Origin of the sequence: Cyanobium sp. N5-Cardenillas, assembly GCF_024345515.1 — a bacterium.
Taxonomy (GTDB): Bacteria; Cyanobacteriota; Cyanobacteriia; order PCC-6307; family Cyanobiaceae; genus Cyanobium.
Genome location: NZ_JAGQBG010000071.1, coordinates 1 through 12,611 on the forward strand (window position 1 = coordinate 1; position 12,611 = coordinate 12,611).

At 65.2% G+C, this 12,611-nt stretch carries 12 protein-coding genes; 11 read left to right on the plus strand and 1 reads right to left on the minus strand.

The window, feature by feature from the left end; translation table 11 throughout:
• From KBZ04_RS07565 to galE, 9 genes are all read left to right on the plus strand, one after another.
• Positions 1-537 (plus strand): IMS domain-containing protein (locus KBZ04_RS07565; protein WP_254991341.1); only part of this gene is annotated, 537 nt, incomplete at its 5' end.
• Positions 537-1,994: a signal recognition particle protein gene (ffh, locus tag KBZ04_RS07570; RefSeq protein ID WP_254991343.1), complete on the plus strand. Its 1,458-nt coding sequence runs from the start codon at positions 537-539 to the stop codon at positions 1,992-1,994. The genes KBZ04_RS07565 and ffh, both read left to right, overlap by 1 nt.
• Positions 1,995-2,040: 46 nt before the next feature.
• Positions 2,041-2,478 (plus strand): 30S ribosomal protein S16, encoded by a 438-nt coding sequence (gene rpsP / locus KBZ04_RS07575; RefSeq protein ID WP_254991344.1) that lies wholly within the window; start codon positions 2,041-2,043, stop codon positions 2,476-2,478.
• On the plus strand, positions 2,475-3,491 hold the full coding sequence (locus KBZ04_RS07580; protein WP_254991354.1) for a PhoH family protein: 1,017 nt from the start codon (positions 2,475-2,477) through the stop codon (positions 3,489-3,491). The genes rpsP and KBZ04_RS07580 overlap by 4 nt, the downstream gene beginning before the upstream one ends.
• Complete coding sequence (locus KBZ04_RS07585; RefSeq protein ID WP_254991345.1) at positions 3,488-3,994, plus strand: FUSC family protein; 507 nt, start codon at positions 3,488-3,490, stop codon at positions 3,992-3,994. The genes KBZ04_RS07580 and KBZ04_RS07585 overlap by 4 nt, the downstream gene beginning before the upstream one ends.
• A 105-nt stretch (positions 3,995-4,099) precedes the next feature.
• Positions 4,100-4,837: a Bax inhibitor-1 family protein gene (locus KBZ04_RS07590; protein ID WP_254991346.1), complete on the plus strand. Its 738-nt coding sequence runs from the start codon at positions 4,100-4,102 to the stop codon at positions 4,835-4,837.
• A gap of 375 nt (positions 4,838-5,212) precedes the next feature.
• Entirely contained in the window at positions 5,213-6,337 is a 1,125-nt protein-coding gene (gene gmd / locus KBZ04_RS07595) for a GDP-mannose 4,6-dehydratase (protein ID WP_254991348.1), read from the plus strand.
• Positions 6,338-6,467: 130 nt separating this feature from the next.
• Positions 6,468-7,436, plus strand: a complete 969-nt coding sequence (locus tag KBZ04_RS07600; protein ID WP_254991349.1) for a GDP-L-fucose synthase family protein — start codon at positions 6,468-6,470, stop codon at positions 7,434-7,436.
• Positions 7,433-8,479 (plus strand): UDP-glucose 4-epimerase GalE, encoded by a 1,047-nt coding sequence (galE, locus tag KBZ04_RS07605; RefSeq protein ID WP_254991350.1) that lies wholly within the window; start codon positions 7,433-7,435, stop codon positions 8,477-8,479. Before KBZ04_RS07600 ends, galE begins: the two co-directional genes overlap by 4 nt.
• Here galE and KBZ04_RS07610 read toward each other — a convergent pair.
• Positions 8,433-9,581: a TIGR03790 family protein gene (locus tag KBZ04_RS07610; protein ID WP_254991351.1), complete on the minus strand. Its 1,149-nt coding sequence runs from the start codon at positions 9,579-9,581 to the stop codon at positions 8,433-8,435. The genes galE and KBZ04_RS07610 overlap by 47 nt on opposite strands.
• A gap of 411 nt (positions 9,582-9,992) precedes the next feature.
• On the opposite strand from KBZ04_RS07610, the gene KBZ04_RS07615 reads away from it, so the two are divergent.
• Both KBZ04_RS07615 and KBZ04_RS07620 read left to right on the plus strand, forming a co-directional pair.
• Positions 9,993-11,912 (plus strand): ABC transporter ATP-binding protein, encoded by a 1,920-nt coding sequence (locus tag KBZ04_RS07615; protein ID WP_254991352.1) that lies wholly within the window; start codon positions 9,993-9,995, stop codon positions 11,910-11,912.
• Positions 11,913-12,009: 97 nt separating this feature from the next.
• On the plus strand, positions 12,010-12,611 hold a 602-nt coding region (locus KBZ04_RS07620), incomplete at its 3' end, for a glycosyltransferase family 8 protein (protein WP_254991353.1).

Below are 12,611 nucleotides of genomic sequence, written 5' to 3' on the forward strand. Positions count from 1 at the left end.
GCCCTGGTGCTGGTGCTGGCCGCTGCCTGGGGGCTGCGGCAGCGCCAGAGCTCGCCGCCACCGGCGCCGGCACCGCCGGTCACCGCTCCGGCTCCCGCTCCGAAACCCGCCCCTGCCCCTGTGGTCGGACTGCGCATCACCCCACTCACCGTGAGCCGTCCCGATGCGGCCCAGGTGCGCCGCCTGCTGGAGAACTGGCTGACGGTCAAGAGCGGTGTGCTGGCGGGCGAGCCTACCCCTCCGGACCTTGATCGCATCGCCAGGGAAGGGCCGATGGCCCTGCTCGCCCGCGAGCGCCGCGGCGATGTCGCCCGGGGCCAGACCCAGAAACTGGACGTTCAGATCATCGAACTCAGCCTGTCGGAAAGCGGCCCCCGGCGCGTCGTCGCCGTCGCCCGGCTGCGCTACAGCGACCGGCGCCTCGATGCGAACGGGGCGGTGGTGGAAACCACGGCGCCGCTGGAGCTGCGCAATGGTTATGTATTCGGACGCGACGGCGACAGCTGGCGCCTGGCGGCCACCCAATCCCTCAACTGATGTTCGACGAACTCTCCCAGCGCTTTGAAGACGCGGTCAAGGGACTGCGCGGCCAGGCGGCCATCTCGGAAACGAACGTCGACGGTGCCCTCAGGGAGGTGCGACGGGCGCTGCTGGAGGCGGATGTGAGCCTGCCGGTGGTGAAGGAGTTCGTCGAGGAGGTGCGGCGCAAGGCCGTGGGGGCCGAGGTGGTGCGGGGAGTGAGCCCGGATCAGAAGTTCATCCAGCTGGTGCACGAGCAGCTGGTCGACACCATGGGGGGCGCCAACGCGCCCCTGGCCCGGGCGACGGACGGGCCCACCGTGATCCTGATGGCCGGTCTGCAGGGGGCCGGCAAGACCACCGCCACCGCCAAGCTGGGCCTGCACCTCAAGGAACAGGGGCGGCGTGCCCTGCTGGTGGCCGCCGACGTCTACCGGCCGGCCGCCATCGACCAGCTGCAGACCCTGGGCCGCCAGATCGGCGTGGAGGTGTTCAGCCTCGGCAGTGACGCCAAGCCGGAAGCGATCGCTGCCGCCGGCGTGGCCAAGGGACGGAACGAGGGCTTCGACACCGTGCTGGTGGACACCGCCGGCCGGCTACAGATCGATGCCTTGATGATGGAGGAGATGGTCAGGATCCGGGAGGCGGCGGCCCCGGATGAGGTGCTGCTGGTGGTGGATTCGATGATCGGCCAGGAGGCCGCCGAACTCACCCGCGCCTTCCATGAGCAGGTGGGCATCACCGGCGCCGTGCTCACCAAGCTGGATGGCGATTCCCGCGGCGGGGCGGCGCTCTCGATCCGCAAGGTGAGCGGTGCGCCGATCAAGTTCATCGGCACCGGCGAGAAGGTGGAGGCGCTGCAGCCGTTCCACCCGGAGCGGATGGCGAGCCGGATCCTGGGGATGGGCGATGTGCTCACCCTGGTGGAGAAAGCCACCAAGGAGGTGGAGCTGGCCGACGTGGAGAAGATGCAGCGCAAGCTGCAGGAAGCCAGCTTCGATTTCTCCGATTTCGTGCAGCAGATGCGCCTGATCAAGCGCATGGGCTCCCTGGGCGGGCTGATGAAGCTGATCCCGGGGATGAACAAGATCGACGACGGCATGCTGCGACAGGGGGAGAGCCAGCTCAAGCGCATCGAGGCCATGATCGGCTCGATGACTGAGGCCGAGCGCCGCCAGCCCGAACTGCTCGCCTCCCAGCCCTCCCGGCGCCGCCGCATCGCCGCCGGCAGTGGCCACACGCCGGCCGACGTCGACAAGGTTCTCAGCGACTTCCAGAAGATGCGCGGCTTCATGCAGCAGATGAGCCGCGGAGGCATGCCGGGAATGCCGGGCATGCCTGGGATGCCGGGCATGGGTGGCTTTCCAGGGATGGGCGGGATGCCGGGCATGGGGGCTCCTGGTGGCCGCGGCGGCGGCAAGCCACCCAGGCCCCCCAAGCCGGCCAAGAAGCGCAAGGGCTTCGGCCAGCTGTGAACCGGCCTGTAGGATTGGGGGCTGCATTTCGAGCACCCTTTTCCAGATGATCAAGCTCCGGCTGAAGCGGTTCGGCAAGAAACGGGAAGCGAGTTTCCGTCTGGTGGCCACCAACAGCACCTCCCGCCGCGATGGCCGTCCGCTCGAGGAGCTGGGTTTCTACAACCCCCGCACCAAGGAAACGCGCCTGGACACCGAAGCCATCCGCCTGCGCCTCGGCCAGGGGGCCCAGCCCACGGACACCGTGCGCACCCTGCTCGAAAAGGGAGGTCTGATCGAGAAGACCACCCGTCCGGCCGAGACCGTCGGCAAGCTCAAACAGGCTGCGGCCCGTGAGGAGGCCGCCGCCGCTGCGGTCAAGGAAGCGGCCGCCGCCAAGGAAGCCGAGGCTGCCAAGCAGGCCGCTGAGGCTGCCGCCGCCGCCGAAGCGGCCGCTGCCGCTGCCGAAGCTGCCGCTGCCGAACCAGCTGCCACCGAGGCCTGAGCGAGCTCTCCTCCACGTTTGCCCTGCCTGACGGCAGCGCCGCCGTCGCCCTGGCGGGCCGTGATGGTGCCTCCCTGCGGCGGCTGGAAGCCCTGACGGGCACCCAGATCGTCCTGCGGGGCCTGGATCTGCAGATCCGGGGCCGTACGACCCAGGTCGAGCGACTCCTGGCCGTGATCAAGCTGTTGGAGTCCCTCTGGCAACGGGGGGAGCCCATCAGCCCAGTGGACATCCAGGCCGCCCTGACGGCCCTGGACACCGGGCGCTCCGACCAGCACCGCAGCATGGGCCTCCAGGTGCTGGCCACCAGCGTCAACGGCAGACCCCTGCGTCCCCGCACCCTGCGGCAGAACAGCTATGTCGAGGCGATCGAACGCCACGACCTGACCCTGGCGATCGGGCCCGCCGGCACCGGCAAGACCTTCCTGGCCACGATCCTGGCCGTGCGGATGCTGCAGGAGCGCAAGGTGGAGCGGCTGGTGCTGACCCGACCCGCGGTGGAGGCCGGTGAGCGGCTGGGGTTTCTGCCGGGTGACCTGCAGCAGAAGGTGGATCCCTATCTGCGCCCCCTCTACGACGCCCTTCACGGGCTTCTGGGTCAGGAGCGCACCAGCCAGCTCCTGGAGAAGGGGGTGATTGAGGTGGCGCCCCTGGCCTTCATGCGCGGCCGCACCCTGGCCGATGCCTTCGTGATCCTCGATGAGGCCCAGAACACCACCTGTGCCCAGATGCGGATGGTGCTGACGCGGCTGGGGGAGAACTCCCGCATGGTCGTGACGGGCGACACCACCCAGATCGACCTGCCCCCGGGCCAGCTGAGCGGCCTGGTGGAGGCGGAGCAGGTGCTGGCCGGCGTCGAAGGGGTGGCGATCTGCCGCTTCTCCGACGCGGACGTGGTGCGCCATCCGCTGGTGCAGCGGCTGGTGCAGGCCTACGCCCGTCGCGATGCCCGGGCGCCGGCCCCCCCCGCCCGGAAGCGGACGGATGGCCCGCCAGCCCGATCGGAACCATGAACAGCGCCGAACGACTGCGCATTCCGGCCCAGATCGCGGTGGCCGCACTGGTGGCCTACCTTCTGGGCTTCTGGTTCACGAGCCTTTTTCCGGGCTATCTGCCCAAGATCGGCGCCCTCTGGTCGGCGATCTCCGCCGTCGTCGTGACCCAGGTGACCCGCAAGGATGCGGCCACTTCTGCCTCGCTGCGGATTCTGGGGTCGGCGATCGGTGCCATCACCAGTGCGGTGTACCTGACGCTGCTGCCCTTCCACCCCCTCGGCATGGCGGCGGCGATCTTCGCCACGGTGGTGATCTGCGCGGCGATCAACGTGCCCAGCCACGGCCGTCTGGCGGCGATCACGGTGGTCGTCGTGATGGTCACCGGCAGCCTGGATCCGGCCCTGAGTCCGGGTGTGAATGCCCTGCTGCGCTTTCTGGAATCCTGCATCGGCACGGGTGTCGCCCTGCTGGCGGTGTGGCTCTGGCCCGGATCGGGCCGCCGGCCCGGGGGCGACGGCTGAGGCCTGGCTCCATGACGGGGGGCCGCATGGGGAGATCCGAACCGGCGCCCCCGCCGCAACCCAGGGGCCACTGGCAAGATGGATTCAGTTTGAAATGCCAGCGCCATGCCGGCCCGCAGCAACTTTCAGGAAGCGATCCGCGAAGCCCAGTCCAGCGCCCTGATCGGACCCAACGTGGTCAACAAGGCCCTGCCCTACGTGGGCGGCGGCATGGTGCTCACCGCTGGTGGTGTCCTGGGTGGCATGTCCCTCATGGCCAGTGCCCCGGCCCTGTTCATGCCCCTGTTCTGGGTGGCCCTGATCGGCAACTTCATCCTCTTCTTCGTGGCCCAGAACGCCGCCACGAAGGGCAACGCCGGCACCGCCTTGCCGATCCTGACGGCCTACAGCCTGATCACCGGCTTCACACTCAGCGGCATCGTGAGCTATGCCGTGACCGCGGCCGGCGTCGGCGCCGTCGGCACCGCCGCCCTGGCCACGGGCATCACCTTCGTGATCGCCTCCTTTTTTGGCCGCCGCATGAGCGACAACGTCGGCCAGGCCCTCAGCGGAGTGGTTGGCCTGGGCATCATCGGCTTGGTGATCGCCATGGTGGTGCAATTGGTGGGTGGCCTGTTTGCCCCGACCATCTTCACTGGAGGTACTTTCGAGCTGATGATCGCCGGCTTCGGCACGGTGATCTTCGTGGGAGCGGCCTTCGTCGATTTCTACACGATGCCCCGCACCTACAGCGACGACCAATACCTGGCAGGCGCCCTGGGCATGTACCTGACCTACATCAACCTCTTCGTCTTCATCCTGAGGCTGATCATTGCTCTTCAGGGTGGCGGTCGACGCGACTGAAGCCTTCAGCCGCTTCTGCCTGAATACCTTGGCTGGGCCTGTCCTCTATGGACAGGCCCATTTTTCTGCCAGAGAGGTTCAGCGCTCCCGAGGTCTTGCCGAAGGTCTTCCAACACGTATTGGAGGGGAAAGAAGAACTCCGTCGCCATGACCAGCGGGCATGAGGCCTGTGAACCCCCTCCCTGCCGCCGCTGTCCCCAGATGACAGGACTGAAGCGACCGCGGCAGGTGTCAGTTTCGGACCCGTTACGAGCTACCGGTTAAGATGCCTGGGATTTCAATCCATCATGGTGGCTCTCTCCAAGGCCGTTGTGCTCCCTGCACCCACGGGCCGTTCAGCGAGCCACTTCAACCCTTGAATGCACTGAAAACTCCATGACCAAAACGGCTCTGATCACCGGGATCACCGGTCAGGACGGTTCCTACCTGACGGAGTTACTCCTGGAGAAAGGGTATGTGGTGCATGGACTCAAGCGGCGGGCCAGCAGCTTCAACACCGACCGGATCGACCACCTTTACCAGGATCCCCATGAACAGGATCCTCGACTGGTTCTGCACTATGGGGATCTGACGGACTCCACCAACCTGATCCGGATCGTTCAGCAGATCCAACCCGATGAGATCTACAACCTCGGGGCCCAGAGCCACGTGGCCGTGAGTTTTGAAAGCCCCGAATACACAGCCAATTCCGATGCCTTGGGCACACTGCGAATTCTGGAAGCTGTTCGCATTCTCGGGCTGACGGAAAAAACCCGCATCTACCAGGCCAGCACCAGTGAGCTCTACGGCCTGGTGCAGGAGATCCCCCAGAAGGAAACCACGCCCTTCTATCCCAGGAGCCCCTACGGCGTGGCCAAACTCTACGCCTACTGGATCACGGTCAATTACCGGGAGGCCTACGGCATGTACGCCTGCAATGGCATCCTGTTCAACCACGAAAGTCCCCGACGGGGCGAAACGTTCGTGACCCGCAAGATCACCCGCGGGCTGGCGCGTGTCGACGCCGGGCTTGATCAGGGTCTGTTCATGGGCAATCTCGATTCCCTTCGCGACTGGGGTCACGCCAGGGATTACGTCGAGATGCAGTGGCGGATGCTGCAACAGGACCACCCGGAAGACTTCGTGATCGCCACGGGTCGCCAGGAGTCGGTGCGACGGTTCATTGAGCTCACCGCCGAGGAACTGGGTTGGGGCGGCATTGCCTGGGAAGGCACGGGAGTCGAGGAGACAGGAGCCCGCCGCGACACGGGGGCCACCGTGGTGCGCATCGATCGACGGTACTTCCGCCCTGCGGAGGTGGAGACCCTGCTCGGGGATCCGACCCGGGCGCGGGAACGGCTGGGCTGGACGCCCACCACCACCCTGGAGGAGCTGGTGGCGGAAATGGTCGCCACCGACAAGGAGGAAGCCGCCGAGGAGGCCACCCTGCGCCGGGAGGGCTTCAAGGTCGTCGGCTCCATGGAGAATCCTCCCCAGGTCGGACTCAAGACCGCACCGTGAGGAGAGATCCGAAACGCCGCTATGGTCAGGTCTGTGACCAGTTCTCGCCGCAGCCGATCACGGCAGTAACGGTGCCGTCAACAGAGATTTTCCACCTCGCGCAACGGCCCAGGGGCCTGAGGCTTTCCGCATGCTGATTTCACCGAACGATCGGATCTTCATCGCCGGCCATCGCGGCATGGCCGGCTCTGCCATCACCCGACGCCTCAAGGAGGAAGGCCACCAGCAGCTGCTCACGGTGAGCCGCACGGAGCTGGATCTCATGGATGGCCCTGCCGTGGCGGCGTGGTTCGCCGACCAGCGGCCCGATGTGGTCGTGCTGGCGGCCGCCAGGGTGGGCGGCATTCTGGCCAACGCCACCTACCCCGCCGATTTCCTGCTCGACAACCTGAAGATCCAGCAGAACGTGATCGAGAATGCCTGGCGGCAAGGCAGCCGCCGCCTGCTGTTCCTGGGCAGCAGCTGCATCTACCCCAAGCTGGCCGACCAACCCATCCGGGAGGAGGCCCTGCTCGGGGGGCCGCTCGAGCCCACCAACGAGTGGTATGCGATCGCCAAGATCACCGGCATCCAGCTGTGTCGTGCCTTGCACCAACAGCATGGCTTCGACGCCATCAGCCTGATGCCCACCAATCTCTATGGCCCCGGAGACAATTACCATCCCACCAACAGCCATGTGCTGCCCGGCCTGATCCGGCGCTTCCAGGAAGCCCGTGAAGCCGGAGCCGAGGAGGTCGTGTGCTGGGGGAGCGGCCGGCCGCGCCGCGAATTCCTCCACGCAGATGATCTGGCGGCTGCGGCGCTGTTCTGCCTGCAGAACTGGCAACCCGGCCCCGAGGAGAGGCCATACATCAACGTGGGGACAGGAACAGACGTGAGCATTCAGGAGCTGGCCACGATGGTGGCCGACGCGGTGGGGTTCCGAGGCCGAATCAGCTGGGACACGTCCAAGCCGGACGGGACTCCGCGCAAGCTGCTGGACGTCAGCCGCCTGGCTGCCCTGGGCTGGCGATCCGCGATTCCGCTGCAGGAGGGATTGCGGCGCACCGTGGCGGAGTTCGTCTGCGAGCGGTCCAGCGGCGCTGAGGTGCGACTGTGAGGGTTCTTGTCACCGGAGGAGCTGGCTACATCGGCAGCCATGCCGTCAAGGCCCTGACCCGGGCGGGGCACCAACCCGTGGTTCTCGACAACCTGGTCTATGGCCATGCCGACATCGTCGAGAAGACCCTGAAGGTCCCCCTGGTGCTCGGCCAGGTCGGCGACCGCGAAGTGCTGGAGCCGCTGCTGCGCGGCCGCCACCCCGCCCTCGATGGGACGGCCCTGGAGGGCAAGCCCATCGAGGCTGTCCTCCACTTCGCCGCCTACGCCTATGTGGGTGAATCCGTCACCGATCCAGCCAAGTACTACCGCAACAACCTGGGCGACACCCTCACCCTGCTGGAGGCGTTGGTGGCCACCGAGCGTCCCTTGCCGATCGTCTTCTCCTCCACCTGCGCCACCTACGGCATCCCCCAGCAGGTTCCGATCACCGAAGACCATCCCCAGGCTCCGATCAACCCCTACGGCCGCAGCAAGTGGATGGTGGAGCAGTTGCTCACCGATTTCGCGGCCGCCTATGGCCTGCCAAGCGTCATCTTCCGCTACTTCAATGCCGCCGGTGCCGATCCCGACGGCGACCTAGGGGAGGACCACGATCCGGAAACCCACCTGATCCCGAGGGTGCTGGACACCATGAGCGGTCGGGAGCCCTATCTGCAGATCTTCGGCGACGATTACCCCACCCCGGATGGCACCTGCATCCGCGATTACATCCACGTGGCCGATCTGGCCGATGCCCATGTGCTTGGCCTGGAGAGGCTGCTGCGGCTGAGGGAGCGGGAGGAGTCCGAGCGCAAACCCCTGATCTTCAACCTGGGCAACGGCACCGGCTACTCGGTTCAGCAGGTGATCGAAACCGCCAAGGCCGTGACCGGCCGCGGCCTGCTCGCCCACGTGGCCAGACGGCGGGAGGGTGATCCTCCCCATCTGGTGGCCGGCGCTTCCCGCGCCCACCAGGAACTGGGCTGGCGGCCCCGCTTCCCCGAACTGGAAACGATCATCGAGCACGCCTGGGCCTGGCACCAGCGGCGTCACCAGGGTTGAGTCCCCCACGCACCGGCCAGGGCCGGGCCAGGGGCTCGCCGATGAACACACCCTGGCCGGGCATGGCCACGCTGCGCCAGTAGCTCTCGATCAAGGTGTCGCCTCGGCGGTAGTAGGTGAGCAGCAGGCCGGGATCGGAAAACTTGGCCGGGAAGTTGCATGGCTCCACCACGGTGCCGTAGCTGCCGGTGGCACCGGCCTCAAGCCAGCGAAGCGCACTCATCTGCGGACTGTCGGTCAGCTTCCCTCCGAAGGACGTGAGATGGTCGGCAACCGCTCCCGGCCGGAAGCGGTTGGTGCGGATGCCCACGGGGAAGGCCAGTCCGGTGAAGTAAGCCATGACGTCCTGGGCCCCCACCAGGGCATCGGAAGCGACGACCCTGACCCGGAACCGTGATCCCATGGCCGCCACGACCCGCCCATAGCCGGCGGCCCGGGTGTTGCGCCTGGCGTCACCGGTGCTCAGCAGGTAGGCCGTCCCCTCCGGCGCCGTGCCATCGGAAGCCACACCCTTCTGGATGAAGCGCCGGGCCATCTCCGGACTGGTCGCCGCCAGCAACATGCTGGGCCGAATCCCCAGCTGATCCCAGGGACGGCGCACATCGCCACGGGCAAACAGGGGACTCAGGGCGGTGGTCCGACAACCGCTGGCACAGAAGCGGGAATCCAGGCCGAAGGTGAAGGCACTGGTGATCGACTGGCAGCCGACCCGGTAAGGGGCCGCCCAGGCCAGCGCATAGACCTGGACATGGCCTGGGGTCCGGCTGTCCACCGCGCGCTTGATGCGGCGGAATTCCGATGGACTCAACGCCTCTGTCCTGGGGGAGAAGCGCACCCGGATCACCTGATCAGCGGGAATCAGGCGGGCGCCCTGGTAGGCACGGCCGATGGTCTCACTGAGGGGATCGGCGGCGTTGATGATGATGGCCAGGTGCCGATGGTCGAGAGGCCCAAGCGGGGAGGCCCCACGGCCGATGGGCCGCGACCGGCGCGGGAGGGTCTCGCTGGCGGCCACCGCCAGCAGCAGCAACAGCGAAAGAAAGGCGGAGAGCCGGCGCCGGAAGGGGGTCGACAGCCGTCCACGGAACGACCCAGCGGCCATGGGGAGGGGGAGAAGGCTGGCCGACGCGGCGGCGGAAGGCCCGGCGACCTGGCGGAATCAGTGGACTCTGGGACACCAGCGAGCCGGGTGAGACCAGGTTGGGTGCCGGTTCTGGCGCTCGGACCGAGGGTTTGGAGGGAGTCCCGCCCCCAGCGCCAACCTGGGCACACACCAGATCGTAGGTCCAGACAACGTTGGTGCAGGCTCCCGATGACGGCCTAGATTTCAGATCAAGCGGCTTGTTGATCCTCGGTTGCAGACTGACCATGTGCCCAAACCCGGTTCAGGGACCCTGATCAATCGACCCGATCAGATGCGTCACTGACAAAGACATGCCAACCAGCGACCTTCATCCGTTGAAGCCTGGACCCTTGACTTGAACGTTTCAGATCCCTTTCTGCCTCGCCGTTGATGCCGCTTCTCCATCGCATCGCCAGACGTCTCCCCAGCTCCCTGCTTGCTCCTTTCACCGACCAGAGACCTGCAGCGCGCCTGATTCGGCAATCGGCGAAGAAAAACTGGAAGCTGCTGGCGCTGAACTTTTTCACCAGCCTGGCCGCAAGCCTCAGCGAGGGCGCCACCCTCGGGATCATCTTTCTCTCGGTGAGCCTGATCAGTGCTCCTGAGAACAGCGATTGGAGCAAAATATCGGTCCTTGGATCCCTGAACCAGCTCCCCTGGCTCCAGGACTGGCTCAGCGCAACCCTCAGCACCCGCACAGGGCGCGACGGAATTTTCATCCTTCTGCTGATCGCCGCCGTTGCCTTGCAGGGCCTGATGGCGGCGACCACCTATGTGAACAGCGTCTGCACCGCCGTGATGGGGGCCCGGATGGGCACGGAAATCACCGGCAATCTGAACGACCGAGTGCTGTCACTGAGTTTCGGCTGCGCCAGTCGCTACCGCGTCGGCGACCTGCTCAACTACGTCGGCTCCGGGGGCAGCACTGTCCAGAAGGAGATCTCTCTGGCCAACGGGCTGCTGATGAACAGCCTGCAGCTGCTGATTTATGTGTTGATCCTGGTGGCCATTTCCCCGTGGCTGCTGCTGGTTGCCATCGGCATGGCTGCTGTGATGCAGACAGTTCAGAAGTTTCTGTTGCCCCGTATTCGCAGGAATTCACGTGAACAGCAGAGCGTGGGTGTTGAGCTCTCGAGCCATCAGAATGAGCAAATTCAGGGCCTCCGTTTACTGCACAGCACTGGCCAACTGGAGAGCTCTCGAGCCAGACTTAAATCGCTGCTCAGCGAGAGCAAACGGCTCTCCATCAGGCAGAGCAAGCTATCGAACATGGTGCAGCCGATCTCTAATATGTTGCCGATCATCTCCATTGCTCTGATTGCCGCACTGAGCCTGTTGGTGTTCAAGGACCGAAGCAGTGGTGTACTGCCAAGTCTGGTCACCTTCATCATTGCCCTGCAGAGACTCAATCAGCGTGTCGGCAGCCTGACAGGACTGGCAACGGGCTATGCCGCCAACAGCGCCAATGTGGAGCGCCTCAACGAAATCCTTCGTGACGATGACAAAGATTTTGTCAGATCCGGAGGGATACCTTTCACGGCCCTCAAAAGTGGCATTCAACTCGATGATGTCAGCTTGCAGTACAGCCCGAATCTCCCTCCAGCACTCTCTTCGATTCAGCTCAGGATCGGTCGCGGCCAGACAGTGGCCCTGGTCGGGTCCAGTGGGGCTGGCAAGAGTTCCATTGCCGACCTGCTGGCGGGTCTGTACGAACCCACGGGCGGGAGGATTCTGATCGATGGCGAAGATCTCCGAGACATCAAACTCTCCAGTTGGCAGCAACGGCTAGGTGTCGTCAGCCAAGACACCTTTCTCTTCAATGCCAGCATCGCCAGCAACATTGGCTTCGGCGTCAACAGGGCGTCCCTCGACGACATCAAGGACGCGGCCGCCAAGGCTCAGGCCGCTGGTTTCATTGCCGACCTTCCCGAGGGGTACGAAACAAAAATAGGTGAACGTGGCTACCGCCTCAGTGGCGGGCAGCGTCAGAGAATCTCCCTGGCCAGGGCAATACTGCGCAAACCTGAACTGCTGATTCTTGATGAAGCCACCAGCGCCCTGGACAGCCAGAGTGAACGTCTGGTGCAGCAGGCGATTGAACAGTTCGAACGCCAGCACACCGTGCTGGTCATCGCCCACCGACTCAGTACAATCGTCAATGCCGACGTCATCTGTGTGATGTCGGAAGGACGGATTCTGGAGCGGGGTCGACACCATGAGCTGTTGGCCCAGTCAGGGCTGTATGCGAAACTCTGGAGTGATCAGTCCAAACATCCACAACAGTCGTTCAAGGCCGCAACACCCGTCTGATGGTCATTGAGGCACCCCCAATGAATCGCCCCGACCCAGGACATTCACCGGTTCGATCATTGACCAGAGCGTTGGCCGTCACGACGGCACCCCTGAGATGATCATCGCCTGCACGATCGACAACAACTACATCCGGCACTGCGCCGTGATGCTGAAATCCCTTCAGCTTTCCAATCCAGCTGAATCGATCAGTGTTTACATCCTTCACGGCGTGATTGATTCCGGCGAACGTGCCCGGTTGGCGGCCTATCTGGGTGATTTTTTGCCTTCAGTCTCCTTCATTCAGCTGGATGAAGAGATGCTTGCGGGATTTCCGGTGTTCGGCCACATCACCCTGGCCACCTACTTTCGGCTGTTGCTGCCTGCGGCCCTTCCCCATGCGGTGGAGAAGGTGCTCTATCTGGATTCCGACCTGATCGTCGTCGACTCCCTGCGCGATCTCTGGGAGACGGCACTGGTGGCGGAAAGCAGCATCGGTGCCGTCGAGGAACATAATCAGGAGTTCGACCGCAACCGCCTTGGCCTGGCCGAGGGTTCCCTGGTGTTCAATGCGGGCGCGATGCTGATTGATCTGGGCCGGTGGCGCCGGGAGAACATCCTGGCCACGGGTCTCGAGTTCGCCCGCACCCATCCCGAGCGCATCAAGCACTGGGATCAGGACGTGCTGAACTCCCTGCTGGAAGCCCGCTGGCTGCCCCT

Excerpts from the sequence above, each read along its gene's own strand:
- KBZ04_RS07585 (WP_254991345.1), top strand. The coding sequence starts at position 3,488 with ATGAACAGCGCCGAACGACTGCGCATTCCGGCCCAGATCGCGGTGGCC.
- KBZ04_RS07600 (WP_254991349.1), top strand. The coding sequence starts at position 6,468 with ATGCTGATTTCACCGAACGATCGGATCTTCATCGCCGGCCATCGCGGC.
- KBZ04_RS07590 (WP_254991346.1), top strand. The coding sequence starts at position 4,100 with ATGCCGGCCCGCAGCAACTTTCAGGAAGCGATCCGCGAAGCCCAGTCC.
- rpsP (WP_254991344.1), top strand. The coding sequence starts at position 2,041 with ATGATCAAGCTCCGGCTGAAGCGGTTCGGCAAGAAACGGGAAGCGAGT.
- KBZ04_RS07610 (WP_254991351.1), bottom strand. The coding sequence starts at position 9,581 with ATGGCCGCTGGGTCGTTCCGTGGACGGCTGTCGACCCCCTTCCGGCGC.
- gmd (WP_254991348.1), top strand. The coding sequence starts at position 5,213 with ATGACCAAAACGGCTCTGATCACCGGGATCACCGGTCAGGACGGTTCC.
- KBZ04_RS07615 (WP_254991352.1), top strand. The coding sequence starts at position 9,993 with ATGCCGCTTCTCCATCGCATCGCCAGACGTCTCCCCAGCTCCCTGCTT.
- ffh (WP_254991343.1), top strand. The coding sequence starts at position 537 with ATGTTCGACGAACTCTCCCAGCGCTTTGAAGACGCGGTCAAGGGACTG.